Source organism: Roseateles sp. GW821-FHT09G09, from assembly GCF_059415965.1.
Genome location: NZ_JBWKOG010000014.1, coordinates 49740 through 69102, shown reverse-complemented (window position 1 = coordinate 69102; position 19363 = coordinate 49740). Strand labels below are relative to the sequence as shown.

General features: G+C 71.2%; 18 protein-coding genes. 3 read left to right on the top strand and 15 right to left on the bottom strand.

Annotated elements, in window-relative coordinates; genetic code table 11:
- Positions 1–48: 48 nt before the first annotated feature.
- The 5 genes from AC07O8_RS26385 to AC07O8_RS26365 are packed head-to-tail and all read right to left on the bottom strand — an operon-like array spanning position 49 to position 4252.
- On the bottom strand, positions 49–483 hold the full coding sequence (locus AC07O8_RS26385; protein ID WP_495050898.1) for a hypothetical protein: 435 nt from the start codon (positions 481–483) through the stop codon (positions 49–51).
- An 18-nt stretch (positions 484–501) separates the two neighbouring features.
- Positions 502–765, bottom strand: coding sequence for a hypothetical protein (locus AC07O8_RS26380; protein WP_297524110.1), 264 nt, complete (start codon positions 763–765; stop codon positions 502–504).
- Positions 765–1832: a hypothetical protein gene (locus tag AC07O8_RS26375; RefSeq protein ID WP_495050897.1), complete on the bottom strand. Its 1068-nt coding sequence runs from the start codon at positions 1830–1832 to the stop codon at positions 765–767. Before AC07O8_RS26375 ends, AC07O8_RS26380 begins: the two co-directional genes overlap by 1 nt.
- Positions 1833–1891: 59 nt before the next feature.
- A complete protein-coding gene (gene sctC, locus AC07O8_RS26370; RefSeq protein WP_495050896.1) occupies positions 1892–4030 on the bottom strand; it encodes a type III secretion system outer membrane ring subunit SctC in 2139 nt (712 codons plus the stop codon).
- A 30-nt stretch (positions 4031–4060) separates the two neighbouring features.
- On the bottom strand, positions 4061–4252 hold the full coding sequence (locus tag AC07O8_RS26365) for a hypothetical protein (RefSeq protein ID WP_495050895.1): 192 nt from the start codon (positions 4250–4252) through the stop codon (positions 4061–4063).
- Between the two features lie 399 nt (positions 4253–4651).
- Between AC07O8_RS26365 and AC07O8_RS26360 the strand changes: the two genes are divergently transcribed.
- Positions 4652–5476, top strand: a complete 825-nt coding sequence (locus tag AC07O8_RS26360; RefSeq protein WP_495050894.1) for a lytic transglycosylase domain-containing protein — start codon at positions 4652–4654, stop codon at positions 5474–5476.
- A gap of 94 nt (positions 5477–5570) precedes the next feature.
- Positions 5571–6269 (top strand): response regulator transcription factor, encoded by a 699-nt coding sequence (locus AC07O8_RS26355; RefSeq protein ID WP_495050893.1) that lies wholly within the window; start codon positions 5571–5573, stop codon positions 6267–6269.
- Between the two features lie 286 nt (positions 6270–6555).
- Here the strand turns inward: AC07O8_RS26355 and AC07O8_RS26350 are convergent, their stop codons facing one another.
- Positions 6556–7788 carry a hypothetical protein gene (locus AC07O8_RS26350; RefSeq protein ID WP_495050892.1) on the bottom strand — a complete coding sequence of 411 codons (1233 nt, stop codon included), beginning with the start codon at positions 7786–7788 and terminating at the stop codon, positions 6556–6558.
- Here AC07O8_RS26350 and AC07O8_RS26345 point away from each other — a divergent pair.
- Positions 7778–8218 carry a hypothetical protein gene (locus tag AC07O8_RS26345; RefSeq protein WP_495050891.1) on the top strand — a complete coding sequence of 147 codons (441 nt, stop codon included), beginning with the start codon at positions 7778–7780 and terminating at the stop codon, positions 8216–8218. The two genes, AC07O8_RS26350 and AC07O8_RS26345, sit on opposite strands and share 11 nt — an antisense overlap.
- Positions 8219–8331: 113 nt before the next feature.
- Here the strand turns inward: AC07O8_RS26345 and AC07O8_RS26340 are convergent, their stop codons facing one another.
- From AC07O8_RS26340 to AC07O8_RS26300, 9 genes are all read right to left on the bottom strand, one after another.
- Positions 8332–10926 carry an ATP-binding protein gene (locus AC07O8_RS26340; protein WP_495050890.1) on the bottom strand — a complete coding sequence of 865 codons (2595 nt, stop codon included), beginning with the start codon at positions 10924–10926 and terminating at the stop codon, positions 8332–8334.
- Positions 10927–11320: 394 nt separating this feature from the next.
- A complete protein-coding gene (locus AC07O8_RS26335; protein WP_495050889.1) occupies positions 11321–12220 on the bottom strand; it encodes a hypothetical protein in 900 nt (299 codons plus the stop codon).
- 94 nt (positions 12221–12314) lie between these two features.
- The gene (locus AC07O8_RS26330) at positions 12315–13610 is read right to left on the bottom strand and encodes an ABC transporter substrate-binding protein (protein WP_495050888.1); all 1296 of its coding nucleotides are present in this window, start codon (positions 13608–13610) and stop codon (positions 12315–12317) included.
- Between the two features lie 21 nt (positions 13611–13631).
- Positions 13632–14555: a carbohydrate kinase family protein gene (locus AC07O8_RS26325; RefSeq protein ID WP_495050887.1), complete on the bottom strand. Its 924-nt coding sequence runs from the start codon at positions 14553–14555 to the stop codon at positions 13632–13634.
- Positions 14556–14607: 52 nt separating this feature from the next.
- Positions 14608–15885, bottom strand: coding sequence for an AGE family epimerase/isomerase (locus tag AC07O8_RS26320; protein WP_495050886.1), 1278 nt, complete (start codon positions 15883–15885; stop codon positions 14608–14610).
- Positions 15886–15903: 18 nt separating this feature from the next.
- Positions 15904–16893: a LacI family DNA-binding transcriptional regulator gene (locus AC07O8_RS26315; protein ID WP_495050885.1), complete on the bottom strand. Its 990-nt coding sequence runs from the start codon at positions 16891–16893 to the stop codon at positions 15904–15906.
- 113 nt (positions 16894–17006) lie between these two features.
- Positions 17007–17522: a hypothetical protein gene (locus AC07O8_RS26310; protein ID WP_495050884.1), complete on the bottom strand. Its 516-nt coding sequence runs from the start codon at positions 17520–17522 to the stop codon at positions 17007–17009.
- Between the two features lie 4 nt (positions 17523–17526).
- Positions 17527–18339 (bottom strand): DeoR/GlpR family DNA-binding transcription regulator, encoded by an 813-nt coding sequence (locus tag AC07O8_RS26305; RefSeq protein WP_495050883.1) that lies wholly within the window; start codon positions 18337–18339, stop codon positions 17527–17529.
- 22 nt (positions 18340–18361) lie between these two features.
- Positions 18362–19174, bottom strand: a complete 813-nt coding sequence (locus AC07O8_RS26300) for a Tle-like phospholipase domain-containing protein (RefSeq protein WP_495050882.1) — start codon at positions 19172–19174, stop codon at positions 18362–18364.
- Between the last annotated feature and the right edge of the window lie 189 nt (positions 19175–19363).

Genomic DNA, 19363 nt, shown 5'->3' with positions numbered 1-19363 from the left:
GTCAGGCGGGCCGGCCGACGTCAATCGGCGGTCGGGGGTCGGCGGTCGTCACTGCAAGGTCGCGGCGTACTCGAGCACGCCGTTCGCGGCCTGGCGCACGTTGTGGTCGGCGCTGGTGGCCAGCACCTCGTCCAGCACGCCCTTCCAGCGGGCGTCGCGCGCCAGCAGGAAGGCCGTGGCCAGCGCGACCTTCGCGCCCTCGTCCTGCGGGTGGTCCTCGACGTGCTGCACCAGCGTGGCCGACGCGTATTCGGCGTCGCCGCCGATGCTGTGCGCGATGGCGCGGCAGATGCGGAACGGCGACGGGTCGGCCATCGTCAGTTCCACCGCGGCGCTGACCGTGGCGGCGTCGTCGCGGGCGCGGTACACGGCGCCCAGCAGCCCCACCGCCATGAGGTTGCGGTAGACCAGCGGGTAGCTGGCGGTCGCGCCGGCGGCGACGGCGGCGTCCAGGGTCGAGGCATCAATGGGCAACGCGGACATGGGGCGCTCCTTGTGCACTCAGGCGGGCAGCGAGGCGGTGTGGATCGTCTCCCACACGTGCCGCACGATGCGCTGCGAGGCGCGGAAGCCTTCGATGAGCTGCGAGCTCAGCTGGCGTTCGGCATCGGCCAGCGGCGTCTGCAGGTGGGCCTCGGTGCTCTGCGCGACCTGGTCGAAGTAGCTCAGCATCGCGCGGGTGCGCTCACCGCTGAGGTCGTCGGTCAGGGTCTTCTCGATGTGCGCGAGATCCGCGAACACGGTCTGTTCCAAGGGGTTGTCCATCACGGTTCTCCGGTGGGGGATGAGGAAGACGGATCCCCGGCGGCGGCGGTGCCGTCGTCCACGGGAGTCCGGAGCGAAAGGTGCTTCGTGCCGTCGGCCGTCTGCACGTACTGCAGGCCGTCGTCGCCGGCCAGCATCGAGCCGACGCGCACGCGCGCCGTGGGCAGCGTCTGCTCGACGGCGACGTCGATGCGACGCACCAGCGGGCCGATGTCGCCGGCGATGCGGCGGACCTCGTCCTGCAGTTCCGCGGGATCGGCCGCCTGGCCTTCGACGGCGAAGACGCCCTGGCCGCGGTGGACGACGCGCACGCCGGGCCGGTTCAGCGCATCGCCGATCTGGCGCACGATGTCGCTGGCGGAGGCGTAGCGGTGCAGCAGCTGACCCTCGCCGAAGGGCTGCAGCGCGGCGCGGGCGCGGGCCATCTCGGCGCTGCCGGGCAGCAGGCCCTCGACCACCAGCCGGCGATCGACGCGCCGCACGGTCAGTCCTTCGACGCCGGCCTGGCGGAGCGCCTGCAGGGCCTGTTCCATCGGACTGGCCGGCGGTGTGGTGGAGGCGGCGGTCTGCGTGCTGAGCACCGACGCGAGTCCCGCGATCAGCGCCGCGGCGGCGACCAGCGCGCTCAGCTTCAGGCCGATCGCCGCCTTCGCGCGCGGCGCTGCCTGCGCGCCGACGGCTGCCGTGGCGGCGGCGGTCGCCTTGATCTTCGCGACGGGGCGCATCAGCGCGTCCATCAGCGCCATGTCGCTGGGCCAGGCGGCGGCATCGGGCGCCGCGTCGGGGCCGGCGCAGAGCACGATGTCGCCGAAGCGCCGCGGCAGGAAGTCCTCCAGCAGGCCCAGCGCTCCCGCCGTCGTCCTGGCGGGCGTTCCGTCGTCGGCGATGAGGTGGAGCGCGGGAGACACGTCGGAGCCTTCTTCCTCGAACGTCAGGAGCAGCGGGGCGTGGGCCCAGTCGCTGATCTGGAGGTCGGCGTCCTCATCGCTGGCGATGCGGTACTGCCGACGGGTCAACCGTAGCTGGACCCCGGCATGCAAGCCTGTGAGGATGCGAAGCTGCTTCATGGTTTGCGAATCCCGAACTTCTCTGTCGCTTCGTGGTGGCCCGCGGGTGGCGAGGCGGCTCAGCCGCCGCCGCCCTGCAGGAAGGATTCAGGCGTCGAGGACGGCGCGCGCGGCTCCGTCGCCGGCGGCATCGACGGCGTCGTCGCTGCCTGCGACGCGGGCTGCGACAGGCCCGATGGCGACGGGGTTTGCGGCGCACGGCCGTCCGCCGTCAAGGCCATCGCGCCCGCGGTCGCGGCGCCGTAGGGACCCGCCGGGAAGGTGGGCTCACGGATGATCCGCGGCGAGATGAGGAACAGCCGCTCGGTCTGGCCGGCGCTCTGGTTGGTGTGACGGAACAGGCCGCCGAGCAGCGGCACGCGGCCGAGCACCGGCACCTCGTCGCGCTGCGTGGACTGGCTGGTCGTGGTGATGCCGCCGATGAGCAGGCTCTCGCCCTCGCCCACGTGGGCCTCGGTCATGATCTCGGTGCGCTTGACGATGGGCACCGTGTCGACGACGCGGTCCTCGAAGCTGCCGTCCTCGATGTAGAGCGAGAGCTTGATGCGGCGCGACACGCCGCCGTTGTCGGGCACCGAGGTGATCTGCGGCGTGACCTGCAGCAGCGTGCCGGCCTCGACCTGGAAGAGGTTGGCCTCGAGGTTGCCGGCGACCTTGACGGTGACGACGCGCTTCTCGCGCATGATCGCGGGCCGGTTGGCCACGCCCAGCACCTTGGGCTTGGCGATGACGCGGGCCTTGCCGCGCGCGCTGAGCGCGTCGATGCGCGCCATCAGCTCGCGCCCGGCGTTGGACCACAGCGTGCTCAGCGTGAAGGTGCCGGCGCTGTTGCTGCCGGGCGGCTGCGTGGCGCCGAAGCTGCCCTTGCTGCCGCGCACGCTCCAGTCGATGCCCAGGGCATCGATGCTGTCGCTGCTGACGTCGATGATGGTGGCTTCGAGCTCCACGAGCACCGGCTGCACGTCCAGGCGGCGGATCAGCTCGACGTACTCGTCCATGCGCTGCGGGCGGCCATGGATGATGACGGTGTTGGTGCCTTCGTCGGCCTGGAAGATCGGTGGCGCATCGTCGTCGACCGGGCTCTGCAGGCCGCGGGCGCTGCCTTGCGACGCCGCGCCGGCGCCCGACTTGGCGGACTGTCCCGCGGTGACCTGGTTGGGCTTGCGCGCCATGATGTCGGCCAGCCGCGTGTCACGGCCCATGACGCCCTGCAACGCGGTCAGCTTGCCGGGATGGACCTCCGCCATCGACGGCGTGTCTTCCTCGCCTTGCGCGCCGCTGGCGTTGCCGCTGTAGAGCGAGGTGAGCACGGAGGCGACGCCGCGGATGCGCGTCTGGCCGAACGTGCGATCGCCGGCGGAGGCGAAGCGCAGCGGCACCACGCGCACCGCCTTGCGGTTGCGCTCCATCGCGCCGACGTCGAGCGACTCGATCGCCGCGGCGATCAGCTCGACGTGGCGCGGCGGACCGTAGACCAGCAATGTGCTTTCGGCCGCGTTGAAGCGCAGCGGGAAACGCGCGTCGCCCAGCTGCAGCGAGTCCAGCAGGTCCGTGACCTGCTCGCGGCGGAAGCCCTTGAGCCGGAAGAGCCGGCTCTGCACGGCGCCCGCCGGGTAGAAGTACAGCGCGGTGCCGTCGTGGTACCAGATGACGCCGTAGGCCCGGTTCATCGAGTCGAGGAACTTGTCGGGCGTGGTGTCGAAGGTGGCCTGCACCATGCCGTCGATGCCCTCGGCGAGCACGGCGGGCAGGCCCTGGCTCGCGGCGAAGTCGAGCAGCACCTCGTTCACCCGCTTGCCTTCGGCCTTGTAGACGAAGCGCGGGCTGCGCCATTGGCGCGAGACGTTCTTCGTCGCGAGGCGATCCGAGCGGACGGACTTCGCGGACGAGGCGCCGGCCGGTGCGGTCGACGGCGCGGGCGGCGAACTCGTCTGTGCCTGCGTCAAGGTCTTGGCGGGCGGCGCCGCCAGCGGGACCGCCAGCGGCACCGCAATCGGACTCGCCCCGGATCCTGCGGCCGGACCGGCACCCGATGTCGACGTCGACGGGGTGGTCATCGGGCTCGTCGTGATCGTCGATGAAGGCGACTCGCCGACACGCGCCGACCAGCTGAGCGGCGCCGCCGCGCAGAGCATCAGCGCGACCGGCAGACGACCGACGCGCAACGCGCGGCCGGAAGAACGAGGACGTCGGGTCATGAGGATCACGGTGCGGGAAGCGGGTTCGGCTTACTCGTCGTCCTGCATGGACGCCTTGATCTGGTCCGACACCTTGGTCATGGACTTGCTCATCGCCTGCTGACCCTGCTGCATGCTCATCATCATTCGCTGCGCCATCATCGATTCCATCTGCTGCAGGTCGGTGGGGCCCGTGGCGGCAGCCGGCGTGGACGGGGCATTGGCGGCGATCGGCGTGGTCATGACAGGGCTCCGTGGATGAGATGGAGCGGAACATAGGGACCGCCAGCCCGGCAGCATCGGGACCATGCGAAGACGCTGCGTGGCATGCGAAGGTCGTGGTACTTCCACCGCCGCTGGCCCTCACCCCCACCCTCTCCCGCAAGCGGGAGAGGGAGTCCGTCCGGCTCGCTCCTCTTTCCCCCTCTCCCGCTTGCGGAAGAGGGAGGGGTGAGGGCCAGCGGCCTCGGCAGTCATTTCTGCTGTTGAGCACAGCGCGGAATCAAGCGTTCCGCGTTGGATCGCCACCACCTCCCACGAAGCGTGCGTTCGTTCAGTCGTCGCGCACTTCGCGTCGTCAGGCATCGCTTGTTCCATCAATGGCCAGCATCGCGCCCTTCGCAGTCATCGATGGAGCGCCCCATGAACGATCGTTCGTTCGTTTCCTTCCGCCGCACGCTCGCCGCGACGACGCTCGTCGTCCACGCGGCGGGCGCGACAGGCGCGATGGCGCAGTCGATCGGCGCCACCAGCGTGGCCAGCGCCGCCAGCTTCAGCACCGCGAACGAGCGCCCCGCCGACCAGGTGACCCGCTTCCGCTGCATCTTGATCGACGGCAGCACGCGGCTGCTGATCGAGGATCCGCGCGAACGCCATCCCGGGCTCGCTGAGGAGTGCACGCTGGTGCGCGTCGCCGTGGCGCCGCTGCGGCCCGGCAGTTCGGACGACAGCCCGCCGTGGGTGGGTTTCGCCGCCCGTCTGATCCAAGGGCCTGCCAGCCTGGGCGGCGCCTTGCCCGACCTGAGCGCCTTCCTGCGCGACGCCGCGCGGCCCATGCCCGCGGAGATGGCCTCGATGGTCCGCGCCGCCAGCAATCGCCACCGGCTCGATCCGGCCCTGGTCTCGGCGCTGATCTTCGTGGAGTCGCGCTACCGCGCCGACGCCCGTTCGCCCAAGGGCGCGATGGGCCTGATGCAGCTGATGCCGGCGACCGCCGCGCGTTACGGCGTGTATTCGCGCGCGGACCTGCTCGACCCGCGCGTGAACGTGGACATCGGCGTGCGCCATCTGCGCGCGCTGCACGACCGCTACGACGGCCGCATGGACCTGATCCTGGCCGCGTACAACGCCGGCGAAGGCGCGGTGGAGCGCTTCGGCCAGCGCGTGCCGCCTTTCCCCGAAACCGAAGATTACGTGCGTCGGATCACGACGCTGGTTGGCATGCCTGAAACCGCTTTCACCCCCTGAACGAGGGGGCATAAATGAAAATGAATGTTCCGTAAAGGACATGAAACGCCGGCGTTGGCGACAGTGCGCAGGTCATCCGGTTTTCAAGGTCCACGTGAAAGTCGCCACCCTCTGCCCTTCCCGCTCGCTGGAACACTTCGCGGCCGCTGCGCTGCGTGATGCCGGCTACGAGCCCACCCCTCACACCCACCTGAGCGCGTTGATCGCGGCCTTGCGCACGCCGGGCGCCGACGCGGTGCTGCTGGAGGACCACGACGCCCACATCGACGGCTGGCTGGCCGCGTTGCGCATGCACGCCGGGCGCAGCGTGCCCATCGTCGTGCTCGGACTGGGCGACTCGGTGGGCATCTCGCGGGCGCTGCAGCGCGGCGCGGACGATTACGCGGTCATCTCCGACGGTGCCGGCCCGCTGATCCACCGGCTGCGCGCGCGCATCCAGGCGCGCATGGACGGGGTGCGCGCGACCTCGTTGCGCGCCGGGCCCTATGCGCTCAACGCGTCGACGCAGAGCCTGTCCACCGGCGCGCGCGAGGTCAGCCTGACGGCGCGCGAGTTCGCGCTGGCCTGGACGCTGTTCGAGAACCTGGGGCGGGTGGTCAGCATGCAGACGCTGTCGACCGAGATCTGGGGCCGCTCCAGCGACATCGGCAAGCGCACGCTGGAGCAGCATGTCTACAAGCTGCGGCTCAAGCTGAATCCGGGCGGACCCCGTTCGCGGGCGCGCACGATGGACGGGGCCCCGGTACCGCGCATCCAGACGGTGTACGGCGTGGGGTACCGGCTCGACGTCTGAAGAGACAAGAGACTGCGGTCCTCCCGCGGCCACTGGCCCTCACCCCCACCCTCTCCCGCAAGCGGGAGAGGGAGCAAGAAGGAGCCGGCGCCACGAATGAAGCCGGTCGGACGCCCTCTCCCGCTTGCGGGAGAGGGAGCAAGAGCGAGCAAGAGGGAGCCGGCGCCGCGAATGAAGCCGGTCGGACTCCCTCTCCCGCTTGCGGGAGAGGGCGGGGGTGAGGGCCAGTGGCCTCGGCAGGCAACAAGATCAACAGGCGTCCCCGCAAGCGGGAGCGAGCGGATCCTCAGGGCTGCGCGCGCTGCGCCGCGGCGCGTTGCGAGGCATTGCGGCTGCGCACCGTGTCGTTGAGCTGATACGACGCGACGGTCAGCGCGAGCAGCGTGCCGCCCACCAGGCCCGCGACCAGCGCATGCACGCCGGCCTGCGCGGCCTGGCGCTGATCGGCGCTGACCCCCGGTTGACTCAGCGTCGACTGGAGCGCCTGCACGACCCCCAGCGCGATCAGACCCGGCACCATCGTGTTGAACACGCGCGTGTCGGCGCGTTCGGCCTGGCGGCCCAGCTCGTTGCGGGTGAACGGGTTGCGCAGGTCGACATGCAGATGGCGCACGTGCGACGGATCGGTCTGCTGCATGCGTCGCGCGGACGCGGTGTCGACGAGATGATCCTCCACCGACGAGGTGAGCATGTTGCCCGCGCCCGCGATGGCGCCCGCGCCGATGGCCAGGCCGCGCGCGGCCTGCCAGGCCGGCTGGCCGCCGAGCGCACGCTGCATCAGCAGCTGGGTGCCCATGTCGATCACGGCCGCCGCGGCGCCGAAGGTGCCGCGCATGCCCCACGTGACGTCGGCCGGGCGCAGGTTGCGGCCCTCGGGCGCTTGCGGGACGTTGCGATCGCCGTTGCCGACGTGCACCGTGTTGATCGCGGGACGCAGGGCCTCCCGGAACTGCGCCTGCAGATGCGCGACCACCTGGATCGCCGCCGCCGCCTGCGCGACGCCGGTCAGCGCCGGGTTGCTGCGCGCGGCGATCGTCAGCGCCAGCGCGGCGAAGTCGCCGCCCGCGATGCCGGCCGACTGCACGCCTTGCCAGAGGCGGCGCGGCAGGCTGTTGTCGCGCTGCGCCGCGTCGCCCGCGAAGGCCTGGTTGGCGACCTGCGCGCTGCTCTCGCTGTGGATCTGCGACACGATGCGACGCCCCAGCGAGTACGCCGTCAACGCCGTCTGCGCCGCCAGCGCGGCGTCCGGATGCGACGCCACCGCCCGTGCGAGCTCCGGCGCGATCACGCCCTGCACCACCGTGCGCACGCCGGCGACCGGCAGCGCGTGACGCACGTTCTGCATCAGGAAGAACGAGACCGCGCCGGCTTCGCGCGGCGCATGGCCGTGTCCACCGGCGGCGGCATGCGCGGGCGCATGGGTGTCCACCGGCGCGCCGTGCGTGGGCGGCTGGGCTGCGGGATCGACGCCGCCCGCCTGCGATGAGCCGCCCGACGTCGTGGACGCCGTGGACGCCATGGACGCTGTGGATGTCGTGTTGGCCGTCGACCCGGTCGACGCCAAGGAGGCTGCCGACGAGGTGCGCGTCAACGCCACCACCGGCCGCGAGGCATCGCCGGGCGGCCGGGCGGGACGGCGCAACTGTTCCAGCGACCGCCGCGGCGCGAGCGTCGCATCAGAGGCGCGCGACGGCCCCGGGTCGGAGTTGCGCCGCGCGTTCAGGCCGCCGAGCTCGGTCGACATCCTGCGGGGCGGCGTGACACCGTCCCGGGACGATGCGGGAGACCCGGGCGACGCCGGCGTCGTGGATGTCGGCGCGCGATCGAGCCGATCGAGTTCAATGGCGCCGGTGTTCGTCGTGAGCGGCGGCAAGCCGGCGGGCGGCGTGGTGATCGTCATGGGCGCGGGTCCTGCAGTGAGCAGCTGCCACTCTCGACAGCCCGCATGACCCACCCGTGACGGCCGGACCGGTGCGGGCATGGTCCCCGCGCGAACCCTTCGCGCGGCCGCGAGCCGCTTCGCCCGCCTCAGTGGCCCGCTCCAGCGTCCCGGGCGGTGCGCTCAGTCGCCGAACGAGGCGGCCACGCCCGCCGTCCAGGCCAGCGCGGCGACCACCGCGCGCGGCTCGTCCCAGCGCTGGCCTTCGTCCTGCAGCCGCGCCATCGAGAACCCGTCCAGCCGCGTGCGCATCCGTTGCACCAGACTGCCCCACGGCGGCGCGGGATCCGCACGGATCGGCGAATACGCCTGACCCGCATACCCGGTCAGGCGCGCCGCGTCCTGATCGCGCCCTTCCTCGAACGCCAACCAGGCGAAGACGGGCAGCAGGCGATCGAAGGCCTCGTGCTGATATTCGTGCTGGTACTCGTGCTGGTACTCGTGCTGTGGCTCGAGAGGCCGCTCGTGATGGCGATTGGGATGGCGCTCGCGGGAGGACCTCGGCGAGACGATGCCCGTCAGCACCTCGCGCGCCTCCTCGACGCGCCCTTCGGCCAGCAGCACCGCGGCCAGGCAGCCGAGCACGCGCTGCAGGAACTCGCCGTTGGCCGTGTTGACGCCGCTCGCGCGGCTCGCGGCGTCCTCCCACTGGCGCACCAGCGCCGCGGACCGCAGCGGCTCGCCATGCCCGACCTGCAGGTTCATGAGCCGATGCAGGTCGTCCAGCACCCATCGCGACGCGCCGATCTCCTGCGCCAGCTGCAACGACGCGCACATCGCCTCGTCGGCCTCGGCCGCCTGCCCCTCCACGCGCCACACGTGCGCCCGCGCCGCGAGTCCCCACAGTTTCAGCCGCGCCGCATGCGCGCCTTCGCAGCGGCCCGCGAGCGCGACCAGCTCGCCCATCGCGTAACGCATCGCGGCCTGGCTCAGCTCGCGATCCTCGACGACCTGCCGGCACAGCGCCAGATAACGCAGCGCCGGATCGTCCGCGGTGCGGGACACCGTGACGCCGCGCCGGTACCAGATCGCCGCACGCTTCGGATCGTGCGGCGCGAGCAGGCCGGCGTGATCGATGCAGTAACGCGCCAGCACCGCGGGCGGCAACTCGGCCGGCAGCTCGGCCTCGTAGGCGGCATGCCGCCACGCGGACTCGGGCACCAGCGACAGCAGCTCGAACAGCGCGCGCGAATGCGCGAGCAGCCCCAGGCCCCGGACCGGCTCGTGCTCCAGGCACCAGTCGAGCGCGGCGCGCACGTTGCCGAGCTCGGGCGAGAACTCCGCGATCCAGCGCGCGTCCGGCATCATCTGCAAGGCCCGCTCCGCGCGATCGAACAGCTGGCTCATCGCGCGCGCATGCTGGCGCCGCGCGATGTCGACCTCGCCGGTCTCTTCCAGCAACAGCAGCCCGTAGGCGCGGATGCCGTCGAAGAGCCGGTAGCGCGGGCGGTCCTCGGCCTCGACCTGGACCAGCGAATGGTCCACGAGTCCCTCGAGCGCCTCCGCCACGGTCCAGGCGTCCAGCTGCCGGTCCGACAAGGCGGCCGTCGCCATCTCCAGCGTGAAGCCGCCTTCGAAGGGTTCCAGCCGGCGCAGCACCAACTGCTCGACGTCGTCCAGCAGCGCCAGGCTCGCCTCCATGCAGGCGCGCAGCGACTGGTGGCGGCGCGGCCCCGCCTGCGTGCCGCGCGTCAGCAGCCGGTAGCGGTCGCTGAGGCGTTCGCAGAGTTGATCGATGCCGAACATCGCCAGCCGGCCCGCCGCCAGTTGCAGCGCCAGCGGAATGCCGTCCAGCCGACGACAGAGTCCCGTCACCTGCGCCACGTTGTGCGCGCCGAGCGCGAAGGGTTGCCCCTGCGCCCGCACCTGATCGACGAACAGCGCGACGCTGCCGTGCATCAGCGCTTCGTCCACGCCCGCGCCGGCCGGCGGCACCGACAGCGGCGGCGTGCGCAGCACCCGCTCGCCCGGCACGCGCAGCACCTTGCGGCTGGTGACCATCAGCGCCACGTCCTCCGTGTTCTCGAGCACCGCGTGGCAGAAGGTCGCGGCGCGCGCGCCGGCGATCTCCGCGTTGTCCAGCACCAGCAGCAGCGACATCGGCCGCAGCAGGGCCAGCAGCGTCTCCAGCGAGATGCCCGGGTCCAGTCCCAGCGCCGCCGCGACGGCCGGCAAGGGATCGGACGGGTCGTCGCCGTTCAGCAGATCGACCCACACCGCGCCGTCGCGGGCCGCATGCCGGCGTTCATGCGCGCAGGCCAGCGCGAGCGTCGACTTGCCGACCCCCGGCGCGCCGACCACCGTCACCAGCCGGTGCCGCACCAGCCGGCTCAGCAGCGCCTGCAGGTCGGCGCCGCGGCCGTGCATCGCGACCGGCGCCGATGGCAGCGCGCGGGGGCGCGGAAGGGGGGACGGCGCCTCGACCGCCCGGTCGGTCGGCTCGACGGGCGTGTCCTCGTCGTGCCGCAGCGGCAACGCGAATCGATAGCCCTGCCCGGCCACCGTGGCGATGGCTTCGCGGCCCAGCGTGCGGCGCAACGCCGACACGTGCACGGCCGCGTTGTTCTCTTCCACGACCTGGCCGGGCCAGACCCGATTCAACAGTTCGTTCTTGGACACCACCGCGCCACGATGCGCGACCAGCACGCCCAGCAGATCGATCTGCCGGCCGCTGAGCGGCACGGGCACGCCCTCCGACAGGAGGACGCGCGAGGCCATGTCAAGCACGAACCCTTCGAAGCGAAAACGACTCGTCACTTCAGCTTGCCCTTCATGGCTGTCACCGACGGCAGGACCCTGCACGCCGTACGCCATCGCACCCCGATGCACACGCGTTTCACGAGCACGGGGTCACGAAAGTGGGCGCGAGTTTAAGGGTGCGTCATGACAACGTCCAGGGAACTCGGGACGTTCCCGAAGGGGGTCAGGCCTTGACAGCGTTGACTGTCGCGCACATGTCGGCGGCGTGACGATCGCGGCCCCGAAAGGCGTGCGGATTCCCGCACAGCTGTCAGGAGAATGTCAGAGTGCTGAGGCACTGATGGGCGAGATGTGCGTGTTCATGGGGCATCCGCGCGACCGGGTGCGCGCGCGTGGTGCAACTTTGGTCATGTCAGCGGATGCCGCCGAGGTCGTAGTTCCAGCGCAACTCACGGCCCACGGGAATGTCCTCCGACGCGCGGAACGCGTGGATGCGCGCCGTCCAGCCATGGCGCAGCCGCACGCGGAAGGACTCGCCGCGCACGTTGTAGCCGGACACCGGATGGCCGTCGGGCCGGCCGTCGGCGTCGAAGAGAAACAAGGTGTTCATCAGCGACAGCAGGTTCTCGCCGTTGACGGCGACCTCGCCGATGGGATCGGAGGCCGACATCAGGTAGCGGTCGTCGTCGAGCAGGAAGAGATCGACGTCGTCGAGCAACTGTCCGCCGTACACGCCCAGGCAGGTGCCGGCCGCGATGTCGTGCCGCGCGAAGAGGCCGCGCTGGCCGATGAGCGCGGCCTCCCGCGGCGAGCGCAGGTCCGCGGCCTCGATGCGCCGCGGTTCCAGCAGCCGCAGCGCGTGCGCGGCGCGGGCGCGTCGACCCACACCCGCGTCGGTGTAGGGCTCGACGTCGGCGAAGGCCTCGATGCGGTCGAGCACGTCGACGACGTGGACCACGCCGTGGTCGGCATCGCGGAACGGCGGATCGCCGGCGTGCTCGGCGGCGTACTCGCGACGCGCCACGCGGTCGCGATGGCGCAGGCGCACCTGCGCGAGCAGCGCGAGCCAGCGCTCGGTGCCGTAGGACATCAGCGCGAGCTGGCGGGCGCGCTCGTCGGTCGACGTGTGGTCGTCGTCCTTGGGCATCAACGCGAGCACCCGGCGCTGGCAGTCCAGCACGTGGGTCATGTGCGCGCGCCGGCGCCGCGGCGAATCGGGCATCGCGTCGATGCGCCGGTAGCCGTCCCACAGCCAGCGGTCCACGTCCGCGCGGTCGTGCGACCGGGCCGTATCGATGAGCGCCTCGTCCATGGAGCCTCCGGAGGATGGAGCGACGAGTCTCGCCCTCCGCCCGCCGGAGACGGCGTCGAAAGCGAAGCGAACGCCTCGCCCCCGAAGCGGTCCTTTACTGCGTCTTCGCCGCCGTGACCAGCCGGTCCATCGCCTGCGCCGGCGTGATGGACTCGCTGTTCCAGAACTGGCTGACCACGTCCTTGATCGCGCCTTCCGCGGCGGGCCGGACCGCCATCCCGTGCGCGATGGAGGGCAGCAGCGTGTTGGCCTTGCCGGCTTCGGCGAAGTCCGCGGCCGAGGCCTTGGCGCAGTCGTCGTACTTCGCCAGGCTCACGCCCTTGCGCACCGGGATCGAGCCCTTCTCCAGGTTGAAGGACTCCTGCACCGACGGCGACAGGATGGCCGAGGCCATGTCGCGCTGCGCCTGCTGGTTGGCCTCGCCCTTGACCTTGAACATCGCGAAGGAGTCGACGTTGAAGGTGTAGGACCTGGCCGTGCCGGGCGCGGGCACGCACAGGAAGTCCTTGCCGGCCGTCTTGCCGGCGGCCAGGAACTCGCCCTTGGCCCAGTCGCCCATGATCTGCATGGCGGCCTCGCCCTTCATCACCATCGCGGTGGCGAGGTTCCAGTCGCGGCCCGGCGCGTTGCGGTCGGTGTAGGCCTTCAGGCGGCGGAAGGTCGCCAGCGACTTCTCCATGGTCGGGCTCTTCAGGCTCGCGGGATCGAGCTGGATCAGCGCCTTGCGGTAGAACTCGGGGCCGCCGGTGCCGAGCACCACGGTCTCGAAGGTGGTGAAGTCCTGCCACGACTGGCCGCCGTGCGCCAGCGGCGTCACGCCGGCCTTCTTCAGCGCATCGGCCGCGACGAAGAACTCGTCCCAGGTCGTCGGCGGCTTGACGCCGGCCTTGCGCATCACCTCGGGGTTGATCCACAGCCAGTTGACGCGGTGCACGTTGACCGGCACCGCGATGTAGTGGCCCTTGTACTTGACGATGTTGCTGATGACCGGCAGCAGCAGCTCGTCCCAGTGGTCGGCCTTGGCGACGTCGTCGATGTTGGCGAGCATGCCCTCGGCCGCCCAGTCCTGCAGCAGCGGCCCCTTGATCTGCGCGGCGGTGGGCGCGTTGCCCGAGATGGCGCGCGACTTCAGCACCGTCATCGCCGCGTCGCCGGCGCCGCCGGCCACGGCGAAGTCCTTCCACTTGTGGCCCTTGGCCTGCAGCTGGTCCTTCAGGCCGGAGATGGCCTTGGCCTCGCCGCCGCTGGTCCACCAGTGCAGGACCTCGAGGTCACCGGCATGCGCCGGCGTCGCCAGTGCGCCCAGGGTCGCCATCGCGGCCGTGGCGATCAGGCCGCGGCGGGACCAGGCGGGTGTCGTGCGCGTTGTCTTTGGCGTTGTCTTTGTCATCGTTGTCTCCTTCTTGTGGGCTCAGGGGGTGTTGGATTCGAGTTGATCGAACAGGCGTTGCACGGTCGTCGCCTCCGGCGGCGTGGCGCCGCGTTGCAGGCAGGCGGCGGAGCCGGCCGCGAGCGCCGCGTGCAGGTGCGCGCGCAGCGGGCGCTCCGGTTGGCTGTGCAGGCTGTGCAGCAAGCCGGCGACCGCGGCGTCGCCCGCGCCGACGGTGTCGGCGACGGTCACCGCGGGCGCGCGTGCCATGCAGGCCGCGTCGCCGCGCGACAGGTAGGCCACGCCGCCGCCGCGCGTCAGCAGGAACAGCGCCTCCGGGTTGAACGTCCGCAAGCGCGACATCGCGTCGTCGAGCGCGAGTTCGGGGAACAGGCCGCGCAGGTCGTCGTCGGAGACCTTGATCACATCGGCCAGCGCGCACATGCGGCGCAGCGTCGGCTCGTAGCCGTGCGCCATCAGGTTGCGGAAGTTGGGGTCGTAGCTGATGGACACGCCCTGCCCCTTCAGCAACTCCGCCAGCGCGACGAGCCGCGAGGCCAGCGGCTCGCGCGCCAGGCTGATGCCGCCGAAGTGCGCGCGCCGCGCTTCGCCGGACCATCCAGCGGGCAACGCGTCCGGATCGAAGTGCAGGTCGGCGCTGTCGCCGCCGACGAAGAAGTAGCGCGGCGGCTCGCCCTGCTCGACGATGGCCAGCAACGGCGCGCGCTCGACCTGCTGCAGCAGCCGCGTGTCCAGGCCGACGGTAGCGCTGGCCCGCACGAGCTCGTCGCCGAACAGGTCGCGGCTCACCGCGCCGGCGAAGGCCGTTCGCGCGCCCAGCGCCGCCAGCGCACGGGCCACGTTCCAGGTCGAGCCGCCGACGCGGCTGATCCATTGATCCGTCGCCTGCTGCAACAGGTCGGTCAGCGCTTCGCCGATGCACAGCAGCGCGGGGGCGTCGGACATCGCCCCGGGCACTGCTCCGGACATTGCTCCGGAAATTGCTCCGGACATCGCTTCACGCATCGCGGGCTCCTCGATCGACACCCCGCATGCCGACGCCGTCCAGCACGTCGACGATGTCGTAGCACGCGCCCATCGTGTGGTAGTCGACCTTGCCGGGCGGACTCTTCTCGTCGCCGTACTTGCGGTTCTCGCCGTCGAGGATCCGGTACCACGCGCCGTGCGCGTGATCGACGAAGTGCGTCCAGCTGTAGGCCCACAGGCGCTGGTACCAGTCCCAGTAGACGTCGTCGCCGGTGCGCACGGCCAGTCGGGCGGCGGCCGCGGCGCTTTCGGCCTGCACCCAGAAGTACTTGTCGGGGTCGCAGATGCTCAGGTCCGGCGCCAGCGAATAGCAGAGTCCGCCGTGCCCGGCGTCCCAGCCGCGCCGCACGGCGACGAGGAACAGTTTCGTCGCGGTCGGCAGCACCCAGCCGAGGTCCTGGTCGAGGTGTTCAGCGCGCGCTTCGAGCTGCAGCAGCAGCTTGGTCCACTCGGTGAAGTGGCCCGGCTGGTAGCCCCAGGGACGGAACAGATTGGCGGGATCGTCCCGGTTGTACAGCCAGTCCGGTTGCCAGTGCGCGTCGTAGTGTTCCCAGATCAGGCCGCCGCAGCGTTCGGCCTGGCGACGGGTGATGTGCTGCGCCAGCAGCGCGGCGCGCGCGAGGTAGCGCCGCTCGCCGGTCGCGTCAAAGGCGGCCAGCAGCGCCTCGCACGCATGCATGTTGGCGTTCTGGCCGCGGTACGGCGACAGCACGTGCCACTGCGGGCTCGCCTCGTCGGCGTAGAGGCCGGCGGCCTCGTCCCAGAAGCGCTCCTCCATCAGCGCGAAGGTCTCGGCGATCCGCGGCCGGGCCTCGTCCACGCCGGCCATCGCCGCATGCGCGTAGGCCAGCAGCACGAAGGCCAGGCCGTAGGCGTGGCGGGTGCCGTCCAGCACCTTGGCCTGGCCGTCGCGCCAGTCCAGCAACCAGGCGTAGCCGCGCAGCGCGTCGTCGAAATGCGCCTCGCGCAGGAAGCGCACCCCGTGCCGCACGCCGTCCAGGTAAGCCGCGTCGCCGAAGCGCCGGTAGGCCATCGCGTAGGTGAACACGAAGCGCGTGCTGCTCACCAGATGCCGCTGATGCGCGTCGTAGACGCTGCCGTCGTCCTTGAAGCAGTGGAAGAAGCCGCCGCTCGGATCGATGCAGCGCGGATGGTAGAAGTCCATCGTGTGCCGCGCGTGGGCGAGCAGCACCTCGCGGGAACGGAAGTCGGGCAGGTCGCGGGTCACGGGAGAGGTCGGCGCTGTCATGGGATGAAGGGAGTGGGGTCAGTCGTTGCTGCTGGAGCTGTCGCGCACGATCAGCTCGACCGGCAGCGTCAGTTCAAGGGGCTCGTCCGCCGGCGTGGCCAGCAGCAAGTCCACGCCCTTGGCGCCGAGCGACTCCTTGTCCACGCGGACCGTGCTCAGCGGCGGATGGGCGACGGAGGCGCCGCCGATGTCGTCGAAGCCGACCACGGCGATGTCCTCGGGGATGCGCAGGCCGTCGTTCAGGCACTGGCGCATGGCGACCAGCGCCGCGCTGTCGTTGAAGCAGACGACCGCATCGGGCCGCTTGCGGCGCGCCAGCAGCACGTGCATCGCGGCGATGACGCCGGCCTCGCCGTCGCCGAGCTGCGGCGCGATCACCTCGAGGTCCGGATCGGCCTGGACCTGCGCCTCGAACAGCGCGCGCCGGTAGCCGCGGGCGCGCTGCTCCAGGCTGTAATGCGCCGGCGATCCCGAGATCAGCCCGATCGTCCGCCGCCCGCTGCGCAGCAGGTGGCTGGTCGCGAGGAAGCTGCCGTGCTGATGGTCCGGGTTGACCGAGGTCATCCCGCGGCGATGCATGTCCACGAGCACGGTCGGCTTGCCGCTGCGCTTGAGCGTGTCGAGGACTTCCGGCTCGAAGTAGCCGACGCACAGGAAGGCGTCCAGCTGATGCCCGCGGGTCTGCTCCACGATGGGCTGGCCCGGGCCCGCGACGATGAAGGACAGCGAGAGCCCTTCGCGCCGGCAGACCTGCTCGGCGCCGTGCAGCACGGCGGAGAAGAACGGGCTGGACGCGAGCGTGTTGTGCTGGCTGTGCAGCAGGAAGCCGATGCGACGGATCCGGTTCTTGCGGAGCTGCGTGAAGTCGTAGCCCAGGCGCAGGGCGGTGTCGCGCACGACCTGGCGGGTCTCTTCCGACAGGCCGGACTGGTTGCGCAGGCCGCGAGACACGGTGCCGATGGACAGGCCGGCGGCCTTGGCGATATCGCGGATGGTGATGCTGCTCATGGGGATGCGGCGATTCTTGAAGGGCCCTTTTCAGGGGTCAACGAAGGCGCGCAAGTTTCCCAAGTGTTTAGGGGTCTCCGCTAAACACCGCCGCCAAGTCCTTGAGGTCGTGTTCAGCGCCCCCGTGCCGGCGCCTCCCGCACATAGGGCCACGCCACCACGACGGCGACCGCCATCGGCGCGACGACCAGCGCGGCCGCCAGCGGCGGCTCGAAGCCCACGGCCAGCAGCAGCGTCGTCACCAGCACGCCACCCGCGCCCGCGAGGCCGCAGGTCGCCGCCATGCCGGGTCTCCAGGGCGGAGGACCCGCTGACTCGAGCTCGCGCGCGCTCGCCCGCACCGCGCCCTGCAGAACACCGGCGCAGACGCCGAACACGCAGCCCGCCCCCGTTCCCGCCAGCAACGCCAGCGCGGTACCGAGCAGCTCCGGCAGATCCAGTCCCACGCGATGCGCCAGGCTCGGCATCAGCGCCGCGACGCAGGTGATCCCGCCACTGGTCACCATGACGGCCACCATGACGGCCACCATGACGGTCAGATGCACGGCCAGACGCACGGGTAGACGCACGGCCACACGCGTCTCCGGCCGGTCTGCGGCGTGCTCCTGGAAGGGCCGGCCGTCGTCCAAGGCTTCATCCCGCCGGATCGACCGGGACGACCTCGGCCCCGCTCCGGCGCAGCGCCTTCATCACGCTGGCGCCGACATCGCGCTCGATGACGATGGTGTGCAGCGCCTCGAGGCCCGCGACACGATGGGCGGCATCGGCCTGCAGCTTGTCGCGGGTGATCAGACCGACGACGTGGCGGCTGCGCTCGATCAGGCTGCGCTTGAAGGCGGCCTCGCGGAAATGGGTCGTCAGCACGCCGTCGCTCATCGACAGCGCGCACACGCCCACGAAGCCGCGGGCTATGCGCAGGCGCGACAGGCTGTCCACCGCGGCCGCGTCGACGCAACCGCCCAGGTGCGGATCGACCTCGCCGCCGATCATCAGCAGCCGCAGGTCCTGGCGCCGCAGCACCGCCGCGGCGACGTCGACGGCGTTGGTCGCCACGGTCAGGTCCGCGTCCTCGGGCAGGAACTCGACCAGCGCGAGGTTGGTGCTGCCGGTGTCGAGGAACACCAGTTCGCCCGGCCGGACCGTGGCCGCGCCGGCCCGCGCGAGGGCGGACTTGCGATCCGGCGCCTCCTTCATCCGCGCGGCCAGGGGCCGGTCGTTGGCCGCGATCGGCACCGCGCCGCCGTAGACGCGGCGGCACAGGCCGTCCGCCGCCAGCGCGCGGAGGTCGCGACGGATGGCGTCTTCGGACAGTGCGAACTCCGCGGCCAGATCCGCCGCCACCACGGCCTGACCGCTGGCCAGCCGTGCCGCGATGAGGCCGCGGCGAGCATGAGGGAGATCGAGGTGCGACATGGCGTCCCAGGAAGCTGAGGCGCGATTGTGCATGTTTTCAATCATTCATGCACGTTCATGCACGATCCTCGATGGCCTTGGCGCACTGGTGGTGATGGAGCACATGCTGGTGGAACTGATCGTGGAGGTTCATGGCGCTGCTCCCCGGGATGCCGTCGAAGTGGTGGCCGATGCCCACACCGTGCATGCCCGGAAGGATGCCGCGCATGCCCGCCACGGGATCGCCCTTTGGCGAGAAGCTGCGGACGAGTTCCCTGGCGCGTGCAAGGTGCTTCTCCGGCAACTGCCTGATCAGCCGGTCGCTCAGATGCGCCGGGCAGAACGCGGTGACCGGGACCGGCGTCGTTGCCTTCAACGCGGCGTACATCGCTTCCCCGCCGCCCTTGGAATGGCCGACCACGCGCAGCGTGTGTCCGGCCCACGCAGGATCCGTCGCCAGGCGACGCTGCACGGCAGCCAGCAGGGCGTCTGCCTGGCGATAGCTCTTCGGCGTGCCGCCGAGACCGGCACAGAGATTGGCCCCCCACTGCGACAGCGTCGACATGAAGTTCCGGCCCGGCCTGGAGCGTTCGGCCAAGGTGGCGCCCGTCTTCCTGCCCGAGGTGGTGCCGCCGAACACCACCACGACTTCGTTCGTCCCATGGCCGCGCAGCAGCACCGCCGTCAGTCCGCTGCCGCGATCGACGATCGCGCCGGGTCGGGCGTCGACCCCGTGGTTCGTCAGTGTCAATTCCCTGCGGACCTGGTTGGCCAGTTCGCCCGCCGGGGCCCAGCCCAAGGGAAGCGCCATCTGGTCGCGGTGATAGGGGTAACTCGCCAACAGGGCGTTGTCGCGCAGGCAATTCAGCGACGGGGCGTCGATCGGCATGTCGCGTTGCTCGTAGTGCGCGGCCTTGGTCTTCGGCGTCTGGGTGAGCGCCTTCAGAGGGACTGCGGTCGACGTGGTCAGCGTGGTCGGCGCGGGCGACTTGGCCGACGTGAACTGCGTCCCGGCGGCTCTCGACGATCGCCCTTCGGGCCTGCGCAAGGCCCCTCGACGACCGAGGGCCTTGGCCCC

Coding starts and splice junctions, on each gene's coding strand:
- AC07O8_RS26385 (WP_495050898.1), bottom strand. CDS start 483: ATGTCCGCGTTGCCCATTGATGCCTCGACCCTGGACGCCGCCGTCGCC.
- AC07O8_RS26380 (WP_297524110.1), bottom strand. CDS start 765: ATGGACAACCCCTTGGAACAGACCGTGTTCGCGGATCTCGCGCACATC.
- AC07O8_RS26375 (WP_495050897.1), bottom strand. CDS start 1,832: ATGAAGCAGCTTCGCATCCTCACAGGCTTGCATGCCGGGGTCCAGCTA.
- sctC (WP_495050896.1), bottom strand. CDS start 4,030: ATGACCCGACGTCCTCGTTCTTCCGGCCGCGCGTTGCGCGTCGGTCGT.
- AC07O8_RS26365 (WP_495050895.1), bottom strand. CDS start 4,252: ATGACCACGCCGATCGCCGCCAATGCCCCGTCCACGCCGGCTGCCGCC.
- AC07O8_RS26360 (WP_495050894.1), top strand. CDS start 4,652: ATGAACGATCGTTCGTTCGTTTCCTTCCGCCGCACGCTCGCCGCGACG.
- AC07O8_RS26350 (WP_495050892.1), bottom strand. CDS start 7,788: ATGGCGTCCACGGCGTCCACGACGTCGGGCGGCTCATCGCAGGCGGGC.
- AC07O8_RS26340 (WP_495050890.1), bottom strand. CDS start 10,926: ATGGCCTCGCGCGTCCTCCTGTCGGAGGGCGTGCCCGTGCCGCTCAGC.
- AC07O8_RS26335 (WP_495050889.1), bottom strand. CDS start 12,220: ATGGACGAGGCGCTCATCGATACGGCCCGGTCGCACGACCGCGCGGAC.
- AC07O8_RS26330 (WP_495050888.1), bottom strand. CDS start 13,610: ATGACAAAGACAACGCCAAAGACAACGCGCACGACACCCGCCTGGTCC.
- AC07O8_RS26325 (WP_495050887.1), bottom strand. CDS start 14,555: ATGTCCGACGCCCCCGCGCTGCTGTGCATCGGCGAAGCGCTGACCGAC.
- AC07O8_RS26320 (WP_495050886.1), bottom strand. CDS start 15,885: ATGACAGCGCCGACCTCTCCCGTGACCCGCGACCTGCCCGACTTCCGT.
- AC07O8_RS26315 (WP_495050885.1), bottom strand. CDS start 16,893: ATGAGCAGCATCACCATCCGCGATATCGCCAAGGCCGCCGGCCTGTCC.
- AC07O8_RS26305 (WP_495050883.1), bottom strand. CDS start 18,339: ATGCACAATCGCGCCTCAGCTTCCTGGGACGCCATGTCGCACCTCGAT.
- AC07O8_RS26300 (WP_495050882.1), bottom strand. CDS start 19,174: ATGCCGATCGACGCCCCGTCGCTGAATTGCCTGCGCGACAACGCCCTG.